General features: G+C 59.7%; 14 protein-coding genes. 6 read left to right on the top strand and 8 right to left on the bottom strand.

Annotated features, from left to right (window positions below; translation table 11 throughout):
- Nucleotides 1–81 precede the first annotated feature (81 nt).
- From GF108_RS21625 to GF108_RS21610, 4 genes are all read left to right on the top strand, one after another.
- Nucleotides 82–1791 carry a thiamine pyrophosphate-binding protein gene (locus GF108_RS21625; protein ID WP_153670389.1) on the top strand — a complete coding sequence of 570 codons (1710 nt, stop codon included), beginning with the start codon at nt 82–84 and terminating at the stop codon, nt 1789–1791.
- A gap of 53 nt (nt 1792–1844) precedes the next feature.
- Nucleotides 1845–4697: a peroxidase family protein gene (locus GF108_RS21620; RefSeq protein WP_153670388.1), complete on the top strand. Its 2853-nt coding sequence runs from the start codon at nt 1845–1847 to the stop codon at nt 4695–4697.
- Nucleotides 4694–6094: a hypothetical protein gene (locus tag GF108_RS21615; protein WP_370462276.1), complete on the top strand. Its 1401-nt coding sequence runs from the start codon at nt 4694–4696 to the stop codon at nt 6092–6094. Before GF108_RS21620 ends, GF108_RS21615 begins: the two co-directional genes overlap by 4 nt.
- 152 nt (nt 6095–6246) lie before the next feature.
- Nucleotides 6247–7056 carry a DUF2189 domain-containing protein gene (locus GF108_RS21610; protein WP_153670387.1) on the top strand — a complete coding sequence of 270 codons (810 nt, stop codon included), beginning with the start codon at nt 6247–6249 and terminating at the stop codon, nt 7054–7056.
- Nucleotides 7057–7136: 80 nt separating this feature from the next.
- Here the strand turns inward: GF108_RS21610 and GF108_RS21605 are convergent, their stop codons facing one another.
- The 5 genes from GF108_RS21605 to GF108_RS21585 are packed head-to-tail and all read right to left on the bottom strand — an operon-like array spanning nt 7137 to nt 11560.
- Entirely contained in the window at nt 7137–7472 is a 336-nt protein-coding gene (locus GF108_RS21605) for a cytochrome C oxidase subunit IV family protein (protein ID WP_153670386.1), read from the bottom strand.
- 10 nt (nt 7473–7482) lie between these two features.
- Complete coding sequence (locus GF108_RS21600) at nt 7483–8208, bottom strand: heme-copper oxidase subunit III family protein (RefSeq protein WP_027232920.1); 726 nt, start codon at nt 8206–8208, stop codon at nt 7483–7485.
- Nucleotides 8209–8218: 10 nt separating this feature from the next.
- The gene (locus tag GF108_RS21595; protein WP_153670385.1) at nt 8219–8923 is read right to left on the bottom strand and encodes a cytochrome c oxidase subunit 3; all 705 of its coding nucleotides are present in this window, start codon (nt 8921–8923) and stop codon (nt 8219–8221) included.
- Nucleotides 8920–10695: a cytochrome c oxidase subunit I gene (ctaD, locus tag GF108_RS21590; RefSeq protein ID WP_162737158.1), complete on the bottom strand. Its 1776-nt coding sequence runs from the start codon at nt 10693–10695 to the stop codon at nt 8920–8922. The genes GF108_RS21595 and ctaD overlap by 4 nt, the downstream gene beginning before the upstream one ends.
- A 49-nt stretch (nt 10696–10744) precedes the next feature.
- Nucleotides 10745–11560 carry a cytochrome c oxidase subunit II gene (locus tag GF108_RS21585; RefSeq protein WP_027232917.1) on the bottom strand — a complete coding sequence of 272 codons (816 nt, stop codon included), beginning with the start codon at nt 11558–11560 and terminating at the stop codon, nt 10745–10747.
- A gap of 492 nt (nt 11561–12052) precedes the next feature.
- Between GF108_RS21585 and GF108_RS21580 the strand changes: the two genes are divergently transcribed.
- Nucleotides 12053–15604: a S8 family serine peptidase gene (locus GF108_RS21580; protein ID WP_153670384.1), complete on the top strand. Its 3552-nt coding sequence runs from the start codon at nt 12053–12055 to the stop codon at nt 15602–15604.
- A gap of 14 nt (nt 15605–15618) precedes the next feature.
- Nucleotides 15619–16968 (top strand): MBL fold metallo-hydrolase, encoded by a 1350-nt coding sequence (locus GF108_RS21575; protein ID WP_153670383.1) that lies wholly within the window; start codon nt 15619–15621, stop codon nt 16966–16968.
- Here the strand turns inward: GF108_RS21575 and GF108_RS21570 are convergent.
- The 3 genes from GF108_RS21570 to GF108_RS21560 all read right to left on the bottom strand — a co-directional run bounded on the left by GF108_RS21570 (nt 16947) and on the right by GF108_RS21560 (nt 20282).
- On the bottom strand, nt 16947–18842 hold the full coding sequence (locus GF108_RS21570) for a CHASE2 domain-containing protein (RefSeq protein ID WP_153670382.1): 1896 nt from the start codon (nt 18840–18842) through the stop codon (nt 16947–16949). The two genes, GF108_RS21575 and GF108_RS21570, sit on opposite strands and share 22 nt — an antisense overlap.
- A gap of 4 nt (nt 18843–18846) precedes the next feature.
- Nucleotides 18847–19380 (bottom strand): FecR domain-containing protein, encoded by a 534-nt coding sequence (locus GF108_RS21565; protein WP_370462275.1) that lies wholly within the window; start codon nt 19378–19380, stop codon nt 18847–18849.
- 152 nt (nt 19381–19532) lie between these two features.
- Nucleotides 19533–20282, bottom strand: coding sequence for a polysaccharide deacetylase family protein (locus tag GF108_RS21560; RefSeq protein ID WP_370462274.1), 750 nt, complete (start codon nt 20280–20282; stop codon nt 19533–19535).
- Nucleotides 20283–20318 lie beyond the last annotated feature (36 nt).

Here is a 20318-nt window from a genome sequence, read left to right as displayed (position 1 = left end):
CACTCTTGGTCGGGGCGCGTGCCTCGCTGGTGAGTATTTGTTGTGCAGGAGGAAGTCCTGCGCAGCCGGAGAGCGCTCGCAATGAGGATCTACGAGGCGTTGGTGAAGGGCCTGGAGAGCGTTGGCGTCGGCGCTGCGTTTGGCGGCGCCGGCGAGAACGCTGCCCAACTAATGCTCGCGCTCAAACATTCCAAGAAGATCAGGCCGGTGATCACGCGTCACGAACAGGCCGCAGCCTTCATGGCATGCGGCTACGCCATGTATTCGCGCCGCCTTGGTGTCTGTTTTGCCACGGCCGGCCCCGGCGCCTTCAATCTCTTTTCAGGGCTCGCCGTCGCCATGTCGGACTCCTATCCAATCCTCGCGATTTCGGGTTATTCGTCGCTGGAATGGAAAGGCAAGGGCGCGTTGAACGAGACGTCCGGTGTCAGCCGGACACCCGACTCCCATGCGATGTTCGTGGCAACCACCAAGAAGTCGTTTCTCCTCGAGGATGCGGCCAAGGCCTGCGACGTGCTGGAGGAGGCTGTCAACGTGGCCTTTGATGGTCGTCCGGGACCCGTCCATATCCACGTGCCGGAAAATCTGACCCATAAGGGCGTTTCCGTTGACAATTATCGCGACGTCGATTTGCAGATCAAGCCGGTTGTGCCCGAGACGGCAAGGGTCGAGGCCGTCGCGGAAATTCTGCTCGCCGCTTTGGCAAAAGGCGAGAGAGTACTCGCGCTCATCGGTTTCGGTGCAATTTTAAGCGATACCGGCGAGCCGCTGCTTCGCCTGCTCGAACGCTACCAGATCCCTTTCGTGACGACGCTCGACGGGAAAGGGATCATCGACGAGAGCCACCCTTTGGCCATCGGCGTTTTTTGCGACAGCGGTCACAAAGCGGCGCGGGAAGCGTTCAAGGAGGCGCAGATCGTTCTCGCCATCGGCAACTCCTTTGCCCAGCATGCGACCTTCAATTTCCGCAAGGACCTTCTCAAGGGCAAGAAACTCATTCACCTGAATATTGATGGCGGCGAAGTGGACAAGGTCTACAAGGCGGATGCGGCGATTATCGGCGATGCAAAGCTTGCAATAACGGCGCTTTACGACCGCATGTCGGCCGAACTCGAGCCGCTGCCGAAACGAACCTTCCCCCGCTACGACTATCGATCCGACAAGATTCACGATCTGGTGGGCAAGATTCATCCGGGCCAGCTCGCCCAGGCCCTCTCACGCCGCCTGCCTGACAATGCCATCGTACTTGCAGATGCCGGCGCGCATCTCACCTGGCTCGGATATTATCTCGAACTCAAGTCGCACCAGCGGTTTCGCAAGCCGGGCGGCTTCGGACCCATGGCCGGCAGCGTCAATGGCGCGCTCGGCGTCAAATGTGCTCATCCCGACCGCACCGTCATCGTCGGCTGCGGCGACGGCTGCTATCTGCTTTCCGGGTTCGAGTTGCTAACGGCCGTTCAGTACAACCTGCCGGTGATCTGGATCATCTTCAATGACAACCAGTTCAAACTGATCAAGATTTACCAGCTATCGACCTATGGCGAATCCGGTCTCGTCGAATTCGAGAACCCGGACTACGTCGCCTATGCCAAGGCGTGTGGTGCGCAAGGCTTCCGGGTCGAAACGGTCGGCGAGTTTGAATCGGCCTTGGACAAGGCGCTTGCCCTCAACAAGCCGGTGCTTATCGACGCCCATATCTCGCGGATGGAACTTCCGAAATACAGCTCATCGCCCGAGGGAACGCTCGCCGGATTGGTTGAGCGACTGGGAGAGAGGGTTCGTGCGCAATGAAGGCGCGAAAAAAGTCGCATATTTTCTGATGTAGCCTGCGTAGGGGAACAAAAATGTCGACGTGGCGTGAGGAATATCAAGGTAGTGCGGAAGCCGAGCGGCTGACGTTCGAGCGTCTGGCCCAGGACATGATGGATGTTCAGGTCAAGGCAAAGAAGCATGGCAAGGCGCCGGCAATCCAGCGTGCCTTTCACAGCAAGGCCGTCTTTTCCGCCATCGACGCGAAACTGACCTTCGTTGACGACCTTCCCGAGGAATTTCGCGCGGGATTTGCCCAGCCCGGCGCGTCATACACGACGATCGTCCGGTTCTCGAACGCCAACGGCTATGGCCAGCCTGACTACAAGCCCGACATGCGTGGCGTTGCCTTGCGGGTGAAGGTGTCGGACGACGAATTTCACGACCTGCTTGCCACCAATTTCCCCGTCTCGCATGCGCGCAATGCCGAGCAGTTCGTGGCGTTCGCTAAAGCAACGTCCGGCGGCATTTTCAGTAAACTCGCGGGCCTTGTCCAACTCGTGGTGAAATTCGGGCCGTCCGAGGTCATCCGCATGCTCCGCAATGTCACGACCGCACGCAAACGCAAGGTTTCGAGCGTCGCGCTTGAGTCCTATTGGAGCCGTGGAGCCATCCGATGGGGTGACACGCTCGCCGTGCGCTTCATCCTGCGCCCCGCTGCCGACGCTCCGTCGGCTCCCGAACCTTCGGAAAAGGATCCCGGCTACCTTTCAAACGAGTTCGCGCGCCGTCTTGATCGTGACGACGTCCGGTTCGAACTCTGCCTGCAACCCTATGTCGATGTCGCGTCCACGCCGATCGAGGATACGGCGGTCGAATGGCTGGAATCGGTATCGCGCCCGATCAAGGTGGCCGACCTCACCATTTCGAAGCCCAATTCGGGCATCGCCGAGGCGTTCACCAATGCGAGGGTCATCGACGAGCTTTCCTTCAATCCGTGGAACACCACCGATGAATTCCGGCCCTTGGGCAATCTCAACCGTGCCCGTAAATCAGTCTACGATGCGAGCTCGGCGCATCGGCATGTCTATCGCTGGCGAACGGAAACGCCGCTTCGCAACCGCGTGCTCGGTACGATTGCACGGCAGGGTTTTCTGGTCATCAATCGCTATATCGAGTGGCATAAATTATCGCTGCGACTAAGCCTGCTCAACCTTGACGCGTTTCGCTATGTGCTGCGCGAAAAGAACCTGATCGATACGGAAGTCTATGAAGCACCGCCGACAGCCCGTCCGGTACCACCGTCCAGTGTCGATGAGACAGTCCGCCAGGCGCGCACTTACGATGGAACGTTCAATGATCTTTCCCAGCCCAAAATGGGATCGATCGGCTCGGCCTTCGGTCGCAATCTCAAGCCGGTCTTTGAGCCGGATCAGTTCGACAACCCCAATCCGGTCGAGGTGGCTCGTGAACTGCTGCACCGCGACACATTCATTCCCGCGCGCTCGCTGAACATCCTGGCGGCCGCATGGATCCAGTTCCAGGTGCACGACTGGGTCAATCATGCGCGCAACCCCCTCGGCAAGGACGATGTCATCGTGCCATTGCCCAAGGGAATGACCTGGCAGAGCAGCGTTGGTGGTCCGCGCGAAGAAGTCATGCGTATCGCCAGCAACGTGGCCGGGCGCGATCCGGTCGACGGCCAGCCACCCATCTATTTCGGCAATGCTGCCTCTCAGTGGTGGGACGGTTCGGAAGTCTATGGACCGGATAGCAAGTCCGCCAATCTGTTGCGCGAAGGCCCGAAGCTGCGATTGGTGAACGGGCATCTGCCGGTCGACCTGCGCGGCATGGAGGTCACCGGCTTCAACGAAAGCTGGTGGCTGGGTCTCAGCGCCCTGCACACGCTGTTTGCGCGCGAACACAATCTCCTGTGCGACGAGCTACGCTCGCGCTACCGCAATTGGGATGACGAGCGCGTCTATCATACGGCGCGCCTGATCGTCTCGGCCCTGATTGCCAAGATCCACACCGTTGAATGGACTCCGGCAATCCTCGCGACGAAAGCCATCGACGTCGGCCTCTCCAGCAATTGGAACGGCCCGCCAGCCAATGACTGGCTGACGAAGCTGGGCATATGGCTGCTCGACGCGCACGCGCTGACTGGCATTCCGAAGACCCTGCCGGATCATCATGGCGCGCCATACTGCCTGACGGAGGACTTTGTCACCGTCTACCGCCTGCATCCACTCCTGCCAGACGATTACTGCTTCTACAACCACGCCAACGGCAGCAAGATCGCAGATAAGGGGTTCCTCGACATCCAGGCAGCGGCGGCCGACGATGCGATGCGGGCGTTCGGGCTGCGCAACACGCTCTATTCGTTCGGCATCGCGCATCCGGGTGCGATCACATTGCACAATTATCCCCGCTCGCTGCTGGCGCTCGAACGCGACAACGAGATCATCGACCTTTCGGTGGTCGACCTCGTGCGCACAAGACGGCGCGGCGTGCCGCGCTACAATGATTTCCGTACCGGCCTGCATCGGCCGCGATTGAGAAGCTTCGAAGAGTTGACGACGAATCCCGCCGACATCGAGCTCCTGAAAAAGTTCTATGGAAGTATCGACCGCGTCGATACGGTCGTCGGTCTCTTTGCCGAACCCGCGCCCACCGGCTTCGGTTTCAGCGATACGGCGTTTCGTATCTTCATACTCATGGCATCGCGCCGGCTGCAGAGCGACCGCTTCCTGACCGTCGATTTCAGGCCGGAGGTCTATTCGTCATTAGGTATCGACTGGATCGCCAACAATAACATGACCAGCGTCATCCTTCGGCACTGTCCGGAACTTGCCTCGGTGCTGCCGCGCACCGGCAGCGCCTTTGCGCCTTGGCGCCCGATCCTGCCGAACAGTACAATGCCGTCGATGACGGGAGCGACGCCGTGACCGAGCCGCTCCCCACCAATGCTCCCGCAACATCCACCGGACACCGGGGGCTCGATGCGCTCCTGAAGCGGCCGCTCATGGAAACGATCTGGCGCCGGCGTACGCATCGGGTCAGCCAGGGAAGTACGGTGCTGGCGGGTACGATGAGCTACGAGTCGGACAAGCCGCGCGAGCCGCTTTCCGAACTTGAGGAAGCGGTGCTCATCGCCATGACCGGCTGTACCGGCCTTACCATGCCGGATCGGCCCTTCGAGGATCCATCAACGCGCAAGCCGATCATGGCGAAGCCCAATCTCAACATGGCGGGACGAACGGCGGGAAGCCCGGACAACGCACAAGGAACGCACTTCTTCCTCATCAACGATTCCGGAACCTATTTCCTGCGCAAGCTGCCGCCGCCAGCAGACGGCAACAAGGCGTTCAGCACCGAGCTTCTGTTGGAGCGCGCCAACCAGGCTAAAGTTAAAATACTCGATCGCCGCCTCGATGTTCCGAACGGCAAGAGGGATTTTCCGGCCTATCTCGATTCCAACCGCTTCCTTTCGAACCTTCCCGGAACGACGGTGCTGCTCCCGGTGGTTGACCTGTCACGGCAGTATATCAACGGGATGATGTACATCCTGACGCAGCCTGATGGAGCGCGCCCTGCTATTGTCGACGACCGCAACTTCTATAGGTCGGCGGGCGTGAAGAAATGGGTCGAGAAGGGCTTTCTCAACAAGGACCTGAAGGTGCCGCTCGGCGCAATTGGATCGCTGCGCACGCAGATCGAAGCTGACCTTCTGTTGCAGAATCTCTTTCTCGTCGCCGATGCGATGGGGCTCGGCGCCTGGATACACGCCTCGATCAGTCCGCCCGTCTTGGTTGGGGACCCGAAGTTCACCAAGGACTACGGGCCCATGCTCGGACTCGATGTGGAAACGCCGAAATGGCGCATCATGGATCTTCTGCGCTGGCATGTGCCGCTGCCGCGCTACTCCAACCTCAGGAGCAATTCGATCGGCCTGCGCCACAAGGGCGAGTATCTGATTAAGGGCATGTCACCGCCCTACTACGACTCCATGGCGAGCGCCGTTCAGGAGGTCGTTCGCGAAAAATTTGGCGAGAAGGGCGGTTTTTACACAGACAAGGCCCTGTTCGCGCAGATTTACAAAGGCGACTACGGCAATCGGTACCTTTCCGAAGCTGCTGTCTACAGTTCGGATGTGATCGAATGCGTCCAGGATATCTGCACCTATATCTACGATACCCACGGCAGGTTCCCGGCCCATTGCGATGCGATCCATGTTCCCGGCGTCTGGCTGCAGGTGCATCACGTCGATATCGAATACTATGAACGGTTCTTCCAGAACGGCCTGACCGAAGCACACCATAATCACCATCGGGATTGGCCATAGGACGGGCTTTCTACCAGCGGTTGCCGATATATCTGGCAAATGCATGCCGATCAGGTTATGTTTTGCTTGTGCAGGTTTAGGTCCCTTGGCCCCGCCTTTGCACGGTGCCCCCGGTACCTTTCCCGCTCGAAACGAGATTGGGAGAATTGTTCATGGCACAATTTCACGTGATAGCAGGTGCGAATGAAACGAACGTCTATCCAGAGGTTCGTCGAATTGGTGTGGCCGATGTTTTTGCCGCGCTGCGCGAGGGGCTCGATGATTTTTGGGACAAGCCCTCGCACTATGTCTTTCTCTGCCTGATATATCCGATAGCCGGTCTGGTCCTGATACGCTGGACATCCGGAGCCAACATGCTGCCGCTGCTCTTCCCGCTGATGTCGGGCTTTGCACTGGTCGGGCCGTTCGCGGCGCTAGGCCTTTATGAGATCAGCAGGCGCAGGGAACTCAATCTCGACACGTCCTGGAGCCATGCTTTCGAGGTACGCCACTCGCCGGCAATCCCATCCATCATCGCGGTTGGCATCATGCTTCTCGTTCTGTTCGTCGCCTGGATACTGGTGGCCCAGACGCTTTATACGAACCTCTTCGGTGACCAGGTCCCCGCATCGATCGGCACATTCATGAGCCAGGTGTTCGAGACCCCGGAGGGCCTGAGGATGATCCTGCTCGGCAACGCCATCGGCTTCGTTTTCGCCGTCGTCGTTCTCTGCACCACAGTGATCGCTTTTCCGTTGCTCCTCGATCGCGACGTCGGCGCCTTTGCGGCCGTCGTCACCTCCGTGAAGGCAACGCTTGCCAATCCCGTACCTATCGCGCTCTGGGGCTTGATCGTTGCCGCGCTCCTTCTTGTCGGCTTCCTGACTTTGTTCGTCGGCCTGGCCGTGTTCATCCCGGTGCTCGGCCACGCGACCTGGCATCTCTACAAGAAGATTGTCGTGCCTGCTCCGACTGCAGCGTAACGACGATCAATTCATTTGGGCACAATGGAAACGGCGCCAGATGGCGCCGTTTCCCGTTAAGCGACGCGCGAGAGACTAGATCAGGGGCTGGCGCCGAAGAAGTTGACCCGTGTCAGCAGCGTATAGTGCGACTCCGAAACCATCATCGCGACGAAGACCAGGACCAGGACGGGCGGTACGATGATGGCGTAGATGAGCGCCAGTCTCTCCCAGGCCATATGCATGAAGACAGCAACGATAAGCCCGGCCTTCAGCACCATGAAGATGAGGATCAGGCCCCATCGCAAATATCCGTGCAGGCCGAAATAATCGACGAGGTAGGAACAGACGCTGAGGACGAAGAGCAGTCCCCAGACAAGCAGATAGAGCTTGATCGGATGTTCCTGATGTTCGGCATGTGCTGCAGCCTGTGCCATGTGTCCCACCTCACCACAGATAGAAGAAAGCAAAAATGAAGACCCAGACGAGATCGACGAAGTGCCAATAGAGGCCCGTTATCTCGACAATCTCATAGCGTCCCTTGCGGCTCGTAAAGAAGCCGCGCTTTTCCTGATCGAAATCCCCGCGCCAAACCTTGCGGGCGATGATGATGAGGAAGATAACGCCGATCGTCACGTGCGTGCCGTGGAAACCGGTAATCATGAAGAAACTCGACCCGAACTGGGCCGCGCCAAAGGGGTTCTCCCAGGGACGGACGCCCTCATGGATCAGTTTGGTCCATTCAAAGGCCTGCATGCCGACGAAAGTCGCGCCGAAGAGCGCGGTAAGGAGCATGAGGGCGGCGGTCTTGCGGCGGTCGCGCCGGTAGCCGTACATCACCGCCATAGCCATGGTGCCGCTGCTGCTGATCAACACGAAGGTCATGATCGCGATGAGGATCAGCGGAATATCCTGCCCGCCAATATTCAGCGCGAAGACCTCGCTGGGGTTCGGCCAGGGCACGGTGGTCGACATGCGCGCTGTCATATAGGCAAGCAGGAAACATCCGAAGACGAATGTATCGCTCAACAGGAAGATCCACATCATCGCCTTGCCCCAGGAGACATTCTTGAATGCCCTCTGGTCGGAAGCCCAGTCGGAGGCAAAGCCCTGCATTCCGGGAGCGAGCGGAGGAAGGGCAATGCCAGGCTTGGTCTTTGTGGTTTCGTGCATTGTCACACCTCTAAGTCAGCAATTGCCGGCAGATTTCGACGAAATCGTTCGCCCAGCCCGCAAGCAGGGCAAAAAGGATTAGCCATACGAGCAGCATGAAATGCCAGTACATCGCGCACAGATCGACGCTTAGCCGGATCGCCTTGGCTGGCGCGCCCTTGAGTGCCTTGAAGGATGTGCGACCAAGCGCGACGAGGCCGCCGAGAATGTGCAGGCCGTGCATGCCGGTGATCAGGTAGAAGAAGCTGTTCGCCGGGTTGTCGGCGACGAGATACCCTGCCGCCATCAGTTGACGCCAGGCCAGGATCTGACCGACGAGGAAGCCGACCGAGGTTACGAAGCTGAGGCCAAGTCCGGCCTTCACGGCTTCGAGATTGCCCCGCTGCGCTCTTGCCTTGGTCCACTGCAAAGCGAGGCTGCTTGCAACGAGCAGGGCGGTATTGAACCACAACAGGCCGGGGATCGGCACGGCCCACCAGTCATTGAGGCCCATGCGCATGAAATAGGCGCTGATCAGCAATGTGAACAAAGCGCCGACGACCGCGAGGAAGACGCCGAGCCCGATCTTTGCCGTTGGAATGGAAGATCCTTCCCGCTGGGGCGTGTCGCCGGCATGCCCGACTTCAAGCCAGGGTTTTGACATGAGCCGCTGTTGCGCCATCCACCAGGTGATGATGACGGCAAGCGCCGCGAGGAAGATGAGGATCGCGCTCAAGACGGTTCCCTCGATATCCGGTCGTCGTTGGGCTGGTTCTGCGGGATGAAATCTTCCGCCGCTCCCGGCACGCTGTAGTCATAGGCCCAGCGATAGACGATCGGCAGGTCCTTGCCGAAGTTGCCGTGCGGTGGCGGTGTCGTCGGCGTCTGCCATTCAAGCGTCGTTGCCCGCCACGGATTGCCGCCGGCGTCTTTGCCGTGCCGGACGCTCCAGAAGAGGTTGAACAGGAACACCATCTGGCCGGCGCCGACGATGAGCGCCACGATAGTGATGAACTCGTTCAGCGAATGTGCAGAGGGCGGCACAAAGGCGGTTTCACCCATTTCGTAGTAGCGGCGAGGCATGCCGAGCAGGCCGAGATAGTGCATCGGGAAGAAGATCAGGTAGGCGCCGAGGAATGTCACCCAGAAATGGATACGCCCGAGAGTCTCGTCCATCATCCGCCCGGTGATCTTCGGATACCAATGATAGATCGCACCAAAAACAACGAGGATCGGCGCGACGCCCATCACCATGTGAAAGTGAGCAACCACGAACAACGTATCGGACAGCGGAACATCGACGACGACATTTCCGAGGAAGAGGCCGGTTAGCCCGCCATTGAGGAAGGTGACGATGAAGGCGAGGGCAAACAGCATCGGCAGCGTCAGATGGATGTCGCCGCGCCAGAGAGTCAGCACCCAATTGTAGACTTTAAGCGCCGTCGGCACGGCGATGATCAGCGTCGTCGTCGCAAAGAAGAAGCCGAAGTTCGGGTTCATGCCGCTGACATACATGTGGTGCGCCCAGACGACGAAGCTGAGCGCGCCGATGATGACGATGGCCCAGACCATCATGCGATATCCGAAGATATTCTTGCGCGCGTGGGTGCTGATGAGATCTGAGACGATGCCGAATGCCGGCAAGGCAACGATATAGACTTCGGGATGCCCGAAGAACCAGAAAAGGTGCTGGAAGAGGATCGGGGTCCCCCCGGCATGCTGCAACTGCTCACCCATTTCGACAATCGCCGGCATGAAGAAGCTCGTTCCCAGCAGGCGGTCGAACAGCATCATGACGGAGGCGACGAAAAGGGCAGGGAAAGCGAGAAGGGCCATGACGGTCGCGGTAAAAATGCCCCAGATCGTCAGCGGCAGGCGCATCAGCGTCATGCCGCGGGTGCGTCCCTGGAGCACTGTGACCACATAGTTGAGCCCGCCCATCGTAAAGCCGATGATGAAGAAGATGAGCGACAGAAGCATCAGGACGATGCCCCAATCGGCGCCGCCGGGGGTGCCTGAAAGGACAGCCTGCGGCGGATAGAGCGTCCAGCCGGCGCCTGTCGGTCCGCCGGGCGCAAAGAAGCTGGCAACAAGTATCAAGACGGCCAGTAGATAGAGCCAGTAGCTCAGCATGTTGGCGTATGGAAACACCATGTCGCGAGCGCCGACCATAAGCGGTATGAGATAATTGCCGAACCCCCCGAGGAAGAGGGCTGTCAGCAGGTAGATGACCATGATCATGCCGTGCATGGTGATGAACTGGTAATAGCGCTCGGCATCGATGAAGGTGAAAACGCCGGGAAAGCCGAGTTGCAGGCGCATGAGCCATGAAAGCACGAGCGCAACGAGGCCGATCGCCATTGCCGTCATCGAATATTGAATGGCAATAACCTTGGCATCCTGGCTGAAGACGTAGGTCGTCCACCAACTGTGCGAATGATAGAGTTCCACATCTTCGACTTCCGCCGGCGGGATGGGGTCGTCCATGCTGGATGGAATATTGACCATCAATTGCCTCCCTCAATGCTCATCGCTTCGTCTCCCGAAAAGCGCATGCTCAGTTCACGGTCTTGGTCTCTCCCGATGCCATCAACTGCGTAAAGGTCTGCTGCTGCCCAAGCCACGTCTTGTAATCCTCGTCGTTGTCGACGATGACGGTGCCGCGCATCTGCGGATGGCCGACGCCGCAAAGTTCGGCGCACAGCACTTCGAACGTTCCGGTGCGGGTCGGCGTGAACCAGAAATAGGTGACCATGCCCGGTACCATGTCCATCTTGGCCCGGAACTCCGGCACGTAGAAATCATGCAGCACATCAATGGAGCGCAACACCATCTTTACCGGCTTATCCATCGGCAGATGCAGTTCGCCCCCCTGAATGATAATGTCGTCGAGCCCGGCCGGGTCGTTCTTGTTGATCCCCAGCGGATTATCGCTGGTCACATCGCGCGTCTCCGACGTGCCGAGTTTTCCGTCGGCGCCCGGCAGGCGGAAGCTCCATAGCCATTGCTGCCCGACGACCTCGACTTCGGTGGCGTCGCTCGGGACGGTCACGAACTGATGCCAGACGAAGAGGCCAGGCGTAAGCATTGCCGCAACGCCGATGGCGGTTACCGTCGCGAGCCAGAATTCGAGCTTACGGCTTTCAGGTTCGTAGTGGGCCTTCATTCCCGGCCTGTGGCGAAAACGATAGACGCAGTAGGCAACGAATAGGACAACCGCGACGAAGACAACGCCGGTGATCCAGAATGTGACGATGATTGTGTTGTCGATGTAGTGCCAGTTGGAGGCAATAGGCGTCCACCACCAGGGACTCAACAGATGAAACAGAACTGACGCAACCGCTACTAGAACCAGAATGAGTACGACAGCCATTTCTTGCCACCTCCCTGCCGACATCGGCTGTGGACATGAACATGCAATCTGTAGGCGCCCAAAGGTAGCATTGCACAAAGAAGAAAAACAGGCAATGACAGCAAAATTTATACCCTAGGTTGTATTTTCCGTGGCCGCGAAAGCTTTTGTGCAGTGCACAACTTTATGTCCGGAAGATTTACTGAACGAATACTTATTGCCCATGCGGCAGGTGGTGTCCGCCGTCAACAGGCAATGACAGAATTCCCGTTCAGAGCCCGCCGCCCGGGCAGTGAGTTGGCTAGAATGTCACGCAACGGCTGCAGCTGCTCAATTGCCGTACCATTTGCCTCGATGCCTGGTCTGTGGTTTATTTCGAGCAAGGTTTCCATCATCGACAATTTTGCATGACCGGAATTGACCATCGTGCGCTGGTTCCGAAATTACGACTGACATGTGAGCGTTACTTGGACCGCGCGGCGTATTGGCGCCGCTTGCTTGGGGGTGCGGTACATGGTTGAAGCGGCGAAGCAACGGCGAATACTGGTAAAGACCACGGCGGCAATCGGCGGGCAACGGCTTACCTTTGGAGCTGCCGGCGCCGAATTCAGCGTCGAGCCGCTCTTCCGGAGCATCGGGCAGCAGCACGGCCTTGGTATTGCCGGCGCTGCCGCCTGGCATGTCCTGTCGACGGATGATGACAGCGGCAATCCATGGGATCTCTGCCATTCCATGGTAACGGGAGGCCTCGGTATCGCCGGTACGGCCGTCGAATTTGCCGAGCCGGACCTGACCCAGCGCTGGCTGATCGGTGATGAGAAGTCCATCGGCATAGGCTTGACTGCAAGTTGCGACAGGGCTGCGCCTCAGAATGCCTCTTATCCGCGCGATCCAGACAATTTCTGGTTGAGAAAGCGCAGCCACTCGCAGTTCGATGATGCCTTGGCGGAAGTCGGAACGCCAAGCGCAGCCGGACGGGTACGCGTTGCGCATCTCGACACCGGTTACGATCCGCGGCATGGCAGCTTTCCGGCACACATGAACCTTGCGCTACAGCGCAACTTCGTCGATGCGAACCGGCCGAACGATGCAACAGACACGACGGGCGAGGCGGCGCTGTCAAATCCGGGTCACGGAACCGGGACCCTCGGAATTCTGGCGGGCAAGGCCTTCGGCACCACGCCGGTGATCGGTTGCGCACCGAATGTGGATGTTGTGCCGCTGCGCGTCGCCAACAGCGTCGTCCTGTTCTCCAACAGTTCAATCGCGAGGGCGTTCGACTATGTCCACGCGCTTTGCAACAATCCTGCCACCCGCGTTCATGTCATCACGATGAGCATGGGCGGGCTTGCCTCGCAGGCCTGGGCAGATGCGGTCAACGCCCTTTACGAGCGTGGTGTCTTCATTGTGACGGCCGCGGGCAACAATTACGCCAATCTGCCGACGCGCAACATCGTCTATCCGGCGCGGTTCAACCGCGTCGTCGCGGCCTGCGGCGTCATGGCCGACCATATGCCCTATGCGGACCTGCCGGCAGCGGTCATGGCCGGCAACTATGGCCCGGCATCGAAGATGACGACCGCGATCGCGGCATGTACGCCGAATACAACCTGGGCGCGGAAGGGCTGCCCTGCCATCATCGATTTCGACGGCAACGGCACATCGTCGGCCACGCCGCAGGTTGCCGCATCTGCAGCGCTGTGGATTCAGAAAAACATGACGAAATATACCGCCTACCGCGAGGACTGGATGCGGGTCGAGGCGGTTCGCAAGGCGCTCTTTCAGACGGCGGATGCACGGGGCGATCTGCGACGGCTCGGACGCGGCGAACTCAAGGCACTGGCGGCATTGAGCGTTGCGCCGGCAAGAGCGGCCGATCTCGCCAAGCAGCCAAGCGACAGCGCATCGTTTCCGTTTCTCAACGTACTGACCGGCGGGCAATTCGGCCTAGCGGATGGCGACAACCCCGGCCGCCGTATGCTGGAACTCGAGGCGCTGCAGCTGTCGCAGTCGGCCGAGGTCGAGGCAGCACTTCCCGATCCGTCGGTCGATCCGCAGACGCTGACCGCCAAGCAAAGGCTCGACATTGCAGACGCCCTCTTGGCGCAGCCGGCCATATCGCAGCGCTTGCGCCAAACGCTCATGGCCGCCGTTCCGACGGCGGTCCCCGCTATAGCGCTGCCGCAAGCCGATGATGCCGTCACCAAGTTCCATCTGAAGTCTGCCATGTCCCCCGACATTACGGCCCCGAGCCGCCGCCGCCTGCACGTCTTCGCGCTTGATCCATCGCTGGCAACATCAATTGAAACCGCTGCAATCAACGAAGCCGTGCTTGATGTGCGTTGGGAGCGTGGCCTGCTTCCAGGGCCAATAGGAGAATATCTCGAGATCGTCGACATCGATCCAGCCAGCCGCTGCGCCTATGCGCCCGTCGATCTCAATCATGTGCACCTGCTGCCGCAAGACGGACTTGCCCCATCGGAGGGCAATCCACAATTCCATCAGCAGATGACCTATGCGGTCGCCATGCGAACGATCGAGTTTTTCGAACTTGCGCTTGGCCGGTCGGCATTGTGGGCACCACGCATCGTCACAGTCACGGATAAAGTGCGCCGTGAATTTGTTCAGCGACTGCGTATCTATCCGCACGGCATCCGGGCCCGCAACGCTTATTACAGTCCTGAGCGCAAGGCGCTGCTCTTTGGATATTTCACGGCGAGCGGGCCGACGGCAGGCCTCGGCCTGCCGCATGGCGTCGTATTTACGGCGCTGTCCCACGATGTCATCGCCCACGAGACGACCCACGCCTTGCTGGACGGATTGCATAGCCGGTTCCGCGAACCGACAAACCCGGACGTCCTCGCATTTCACGAGGCCTTCGCCGATATCGTAGCGCTGTTCCAGCACTTCGCCATGCCGGAGGCACTGCGCCACCAGATCAGCCGGACGCGCGGCGACCTCAGCCAGGAAAATCTGCTTTCGGAACTTGCCATCGAATTCGGCCAGGCACTGAGCGGCGGCTATGGCGCGCTGCGCGACGCCATCGGCTCCCGCGATGCAGATGGCAAATGGGTCGCGCGCAAGCCGAAGCCGACGGATTATGGGGCCAGCAAGGAACCGCATGCCTTGGGTGCGGTGCTCGTTTCGGCAATTTTCGCGGCATTCCTTGCGATTTACAAGGCGAGGATGCTCGATCTGGTCAAGCTTGCGACCCAGGGGACCGGGGTGTTGCCGCCGGGCGATATATCGGTCGAACTTGCCGACCGCATGGCCGACGAGGCCAGCAAGGTCGCGACCCAAGTGCTGAAAATGTGCATCAGGGCGCTCGATTATTGCCCGCCGGTCGATATTACCTTTGGCGACTATCTCCGTGCGCTTATCACGGCGGACCGGGATCTCGTGCCGGACGATCCACGCGGCTATCGCGTTGCCTTCGTCGCCGCATTCCGCGATCGTGGTATCTATCCCTCGGGTGTGCGCCACCTGTCGCCCGGCAATCTCATCTGGGAATCGCCGCCGCTACCGCTTACCAATCTCGATGCGATCCTTTCCGAGATGAAACTGACCTGGAATTTGAACAATGACCGGCGCCTCGCCTACAAGGCGTCGCAGCTGAATGCCGCGACGTTCCATGCCTGGCTGGTTTCGCCAAAGCAGGTGTCGGATGAGGAGCTTGCCATGCTCGGCTTCACCCGCAAGAGCCAGAAGATGCGTGTCGGCAACATGGAAGGCCAGATGCGCGGGCTGGAGGTTCATTCGGTACGCCCGGCAAGACGCATTGGTCCCGATGGTCAGAGCCGAACTGATCTTATCGTCGAGATCACCCAGACGTTCCGGCCCGATCAGGTTCTCGACGGCCTTTATCGAGGCGGGTGTACGCTTGTCATCGATCTCGAGACGAGCACCGTCCGGTACTGCATACGCAAGCGGGTAACGAGCGCCGAACGCATGAGCCAGCAGGCTGCCTATCGCCGTCAGTTCGAGTCCGATCCCAGGATGCAATATTTCGATCAATCGCCGGCGGGCGACGAGCCGTTTGCAATGCTGCATCGAAGCGGCCATTAGGCGGGAGGTCAGGAATGGTGAAGAAGAAAACTGTCGCGCCCGCTTCGCCGCGAGGCAGCAAGTCTGGCGGCAAGGGTGCCCGTGCGAACATTCGCATGTACAGGCAGGGCTTCGGCGATTGCTTTCTCATTACGCTGCCGCGCAAGACATCGGGCGCCTACCGGATATTGATCGATTGCGGCGTTCTCCTTGGCACCGACGATGCCGAGGCAAAGATGATCCGCGTTGCCGAAGACATCGTCAAAGTATCCGGAGGGCACATCGACATTGTTGTGGCGACGCATCAACACTGGGATCATCTTTCAGGGTTCATCCAGGCTTCCGACATATTCGCCAAGCTGACGGTTGGCGAGGTGTGGGTGGCATGGACCGAGGATCCCCGCGACGATCTTGCCAATGAGCTTCGACAGGAAAGGGCGCAGGCACTCACCGCACTGCGCATGAGTGCGGCTGCCATGACGATGGCCGGCGACACGGCTGGCGCCAGTGAGATTGACAATCTCCTCGGCTTTTACGGCGCCACGCGCGGCGCCTCGACGGCGGACGCGCTGGATGCCGTCATGAAAATGGGAAAGCTGCGCTTCTGCCGCCCAGCGGACGAGCCGACGCAATTGAAGGATGCAGCCGCGAAGGTCTATGTTCTCGGACCGCCGCACGACGCCAAGCTGATCCGCAAGACCCTGCCTTCGGCGCGCGACCCCGATACTTACGGTGTTGCCGCCAACCAGCTTTCTGACAATGTCACTGCCGCGCTGCTGCCCAACGATGCGGCGACTCCATTCAGTGACCTTCGCGCCATACCGCTCGCGCTGACCCGCGGCATGGAATTCTTCCGCGCACACTATTGGGGACCGGGCGAGGACGCTCCCGACTGGCGCCGGATCGATACTGCGTGGCTCGACGGGGCTTCGGAGCTGGCGCTCGCACTCGACGGCGCAACCAACAATACCAGCCTCGTCCTTGCGATCGAGCTCAAGGGTGGTGACGTTCTGCTTTTCGTCGCTGACGCACAGGTCGGCAATTGGATCTCTTGGGGAGACCTCTCGTGGAAGGTCGGCGGCGATGAAATGACGGGCCCGGATCTCCTGGCAAGGACGATTTTCTATAAGGTCGGCCACCATGGAAGCAGCAATGCCACGCTGCGCGCCAACGGTCTGGCGATGATGAAAAACCTGTCCATTGCCGCAATTCCGGTCGATCATCAAATGGCGCTCAGGAAGGGCTGGGACCGGATTCCCCTGCAGGAACTGACAGAGGCCCTCAAATCCACGGCCAAGACAGGCGTCATCCGCAGCGACGAAACGCCATCGCGCGCTATTACAGGCGTGTCGGCAACGGATCTTTACTTCGACATTTCAATCTGACCGCGCGCGCTGTCGGAAGCCGTGCCTCGCCAAAGCCATATGGCGATTGACCCTGCGCGTCCGCGTATCCGGGTTTCCAGAGGACCGCGAAGGATGCCAGACTTGAATGGATCGGCGTCTTCCCCGGCGGCTCGCAAAATTTCTTCGCTCAACGCCAGTTCCGCCCCGTTGCTGGCGGCCACTTCCATCAATCGGCTCGCGATATTCACCGTGTCGCCCGTCGCGGTGATCTGCTGGCGCATACCGCTCCCCAGCCGCGAAGCCACGATCGTGCCGAAATGGGCGCCGACCTTGAAGCCGATACGGGAGCTGACGGCCTCGGGCAGCCCATCGAGCCAGGCGCGCATGCGGTCGCAAAGGCCGACACAGCAATGCGCGGCATTGAGCGCGTCATCGGGACTCGACGCGGGCAATCCAAAAAGGATCATGGCGCCATCGCCCATGAAACTCGTGATCGACCCGCTGCTGGCCGCGACTTCTTCGTCCACCAGCTGGTAGAATCCGTTGAGGAGTTCCCGCGTTGCGTTGGGTCCTAAGGTTTCGCTAAGACCGGTGAACCCTGAAAGGTCGACAAACACCACGGCGGCATCCTGGCGCACCGGCGCTGCCAGGAAATCGGGATTGCGCGCCAGCCAGTTGCCGAGCCCCGGCGCCTGCACTTGCTGCAGAAGCTTGCTCTGTTCAGCAAAATGTTGCGCCCGTCGTCTTCCGATCCACAACTGCGTTGCGCCGAAGGCGAGTGCAGGCGGTATGGCCGCAACCAGGGGAACGGCGGCGCTCAGCCAGATACCGTTGAAGAAGGCCGTAAGGTTGAATGCGAACCAGGCAAGAACCACGCATAGCGCTGCGATAAGGCCGATGGCATTGCGCCGCCAGGCGAGAAGGCTGACCAGGATGACGGGAAGGGCGGCCGCAAAGCCCGCATCGACGAGCCTGACGGTGCGATCGCGGATGAGAGCGCCACCGTTCATCAAGTGAGTTATCGCTGTGGAAACAACTTCCACTCCCGGCAATACCGGATCGAATGGAGTCGGAAAAACGTCACCGCCACCGGTAACGGTGGTTCCGATGACGACAATCCGGTTCTCGATGCTTTCGCGTGACAGTTTACCAGCAAGCACGTCGGCGGCGCTGATGGTGCGGATCGACCCGCGCGTGCCATAGAAGCTGAGTGGGAGGGCCTGGCCAATATCGGTTCGGATAATTTCGTCGCCGAGCAGCAATCTGCCGGGTTCCACGGCAGGTTCGACACCCTTTGCAATTGAAACCACACGAAGCGGGAAGGATGCCTCGATGTCGCCGCCACTCTTGAAAAGCATCGGAACGAGCCGTGGCGTTCCGTTTCGGTCGGTCGACACGTTAACGACGCCGGTCGCAGCCACATCACCAAAGACGGGTAGGGGCAACAGGAAGCGCTCAGCGTCGGGTACGCCCGATAGCGGGTCGGCGGCGTCATTCTGGGTAAGTTGCTGGCCCTGCGGGAAAACGGCCGCCGCCGCAAGCACGACCGGCGCCTTGGCGAGAGACTGAACCAGCCGCTGGTCGCCCTCGGCCGGTCCCGGATCGACGAGCAACGTATCCACGCCGATGACCTTGGGCTTCAAGGCAGCAATTGCGTCGATCAACTCGGCAAGTTTCGCTCGCGCCAGGGGATAACTGCCAGTTTGGCGGACAACCTCGTCGTCTATGGCGACGATGGTGACGACGTCAGGTGCTGGCTTCTGGCCACGGATGACGGTCCGCAGGTCGGTCATTGTCGCTTCGACCCGATCGATGAACCACATGTCGCCGCGCAGATGCGCGAGGCCAAGACCCGCGCCCCAAATTCCTGCGACAACGAGGGCAATCAGCGTCTGGAGCGCTCTTCCGCTCATGAAATTATTGGCCGAAGCGTGCCATCAATGCCGCTACGCGGGGACGCGGCCAGCGTTTCACGGTGAGGGGGCTCGTGCCCTGATCGACATCGACACCTTCGCCGGGCCCGAGAACGACCCCGGCATTTGCGGAGGGTCGCTGCACGCCGACTTGACCACGCTCGACGAAGACCGAAGTCTTGCCAGCGCCGACATCGACCGCCCACCTGGTGCCGCGCACCGCAGCGATCGCCTGCGGCGTTGTCACCTGAAAGCCGGTGCCGGAACCCGGGGCGAAGTCCAGGAGAAGCGCCTTGCTCTGCAGCCGGACGCCATCCACACGGTTGTCCCGGTTGCGGTCGACAAGCGAGTAGCGGGCTCCCTTTTCAGCAATGATCGTCAAGCCACCCGTGCACTTGAGCATTTGGCGAGATGTGCCACCGACCTGCTGCAGCGTGCAGCCTGACTTGCCGACCTGCGCCGATGCCATGTTCGCTGAAAACAAGATGGCGAACAGCGACAGCGCCGCACCGCGGAAATAACGGGTCATCAGTCCCATGGAAATCTCCTTGCTTGTACCGGCGACTACGATCGTCCTGGACGATGGCACCACGCCCCTCCGTAATTATAGCCAATCCGCTGGCTATAGTCCGCCATTTTGCAACTCTTGCGTGAACCAGATACACCAGGGTTGCAAGTTCATCATTTGAACTAGTCGTCAAAAGCAGAAATCTGTCCAAACTTGTAGCTGCGTTTCTTGAGGGACGCGATGAGCGATAGCAGGTTGGCTGTACCGTTGAAGCTGTCCTGAAACATTTCGTCATGCATGAGCAGGATCAGCTTGTTTGGTTTTGCCATCTTACCGTAGGCAAAAAGATGATCGATCTCGCTGACAAGGTGATCGACACTCTGTACCGGCTTGCCGCTGTCGTCGTGTACCCATTCGTGATCCCAGCCGTAAAGATAGTAGCCAGAGGCAGCCACAAATTCGAAGCCGGGCTCCTCGCGGTGATCCTCCGGTTTGCCGATCGACATGTCGTCGGACGACATGTCGGGCAGGCGGAACACGTTTCGCCCGGGCAGGCGCGCATAGATCGGTGGGCCCTTCAATCCGAGAACCTTGTTCGCCCTCGCAAGGTCGGCGAGAAGCCCTTCGACCGAAGCATAAAAAAATTTGTAATGGTTATAGGCATGGCTGTAGCTGTGATTGCCGACCGTCACGAAGGGCAGCGACTTCGCTTTTGCCACGAGCGCCTGCCGTTCCCGGCTCGCCTCGGCATGCAAACCGACCATGAACAAGGTTGCCGGCACTTGCTCGGCGTCCAGGACATTGAGGATGTTCGACGTTCCATTGAGCGGGCCATCATCGAATGTCAGGTAGATCGTTTTGTCGGCGGCCATTGCCGGCGCGGGTCCGAGCAAGACGGCAAAGAGCAGAGCGCGATGAAACGGTGAATTCACGAACGACCCCTACGATGATGAGACTGCAACCTATTG

The organism is Phyllobacterium sp. SYP-B3895 (genome assembly GCF_009647635.1).
GTDB classification, from domain to species: Bacteria; Pseudomonadota; Alphaproteobacteria; order Rhizobiales; family Rhizobiaceae; genus Phyllobacterium; species Phyllobacterium pellucidum.
Note: the sequence above shows the minus strand (reverse complement) of the source record. Positions and strands in the feature narration are given on the sequence as shown.

Bases quoted from the DNA above. Each gene is read 5' to 3' on its own strand.
- GF108_RS21625 (WP_153670389.1), top strand. From the start codon at position 82: ATGAGGATCTACGAGGCGTTGGTGAAGGGCCTGGAGAGCGTTGGCGTC.
- GF108_RS21585 (WP_027232917.1), bottom strand. From the start codon at position 11,560: ATGGCTGTCGTACTCATTCTGGTTCTAGTAGCGGTTGCGTCAGTTCTG.
- GF108_RS21600 (WP_027232920.1), bottom strand. From the start codon at position 8,208: ATGCACGAAACCACAAAGACCAAGCCTGGCATTGCCCTTCCTCCGCTC.
- GF108_RS21610 (WP_153670387.1), top strand. From the start codon at position 6,247: ATGGCACAATTTCACGTGATAGCAGGTGCGAATGAAACGAACGTCTAT.
- GF108_RS21565 (WP_370462275.1), bottom strand. From the start codon at position 19,380: ATGGGACTGATGACCCGTTATTTCCGCGGTGCGGCGCTGTCGCTGTTC.
- GF108_RS21570 (WP_153670382.1), bottom strand. From the start codon at position 18,842: ATGAGCGGAAGAGCGCTCCAGACGCTGATTGCCCTCGTTGTCGCAGGA.
- ctaD (WP_162737158.1), bottom strand. From the start codon at position 10,695: ATGGTCAATATTCCATCCAGCATGGACGACCCCATCCCGCCGGCGGAA.
- GF108_RS21620 (WP_153670388.1), top strand. From the start codon at position 1,845: ATGTCGACGTGGCGTGAGGAATATCAAGGTAGTGCGGAAGCCGAGCGG.
- GF108_RS21605 (WP_153670386.1), bottom strand. From the start codon at position 7,472: ATGGCACAGGCTGCAGCACATGCCGAACATCAGGAACATCCGATCAAG.
- GF108_RS21575 (WP_153670383.1), top strand. From the start codon at position 15,619: ATGGTGAAGAAGAAAACTGTCGCGCCCGCTTCGCCGCGAGGCAGCAAG.
- GF108_RS21580 (WP_153670384.1), top strand. From the start codon at position 12,053: ATGGTTGAAGCGGCGAAGCAACGGCGAATACTGGTAAAGACCACGGCG.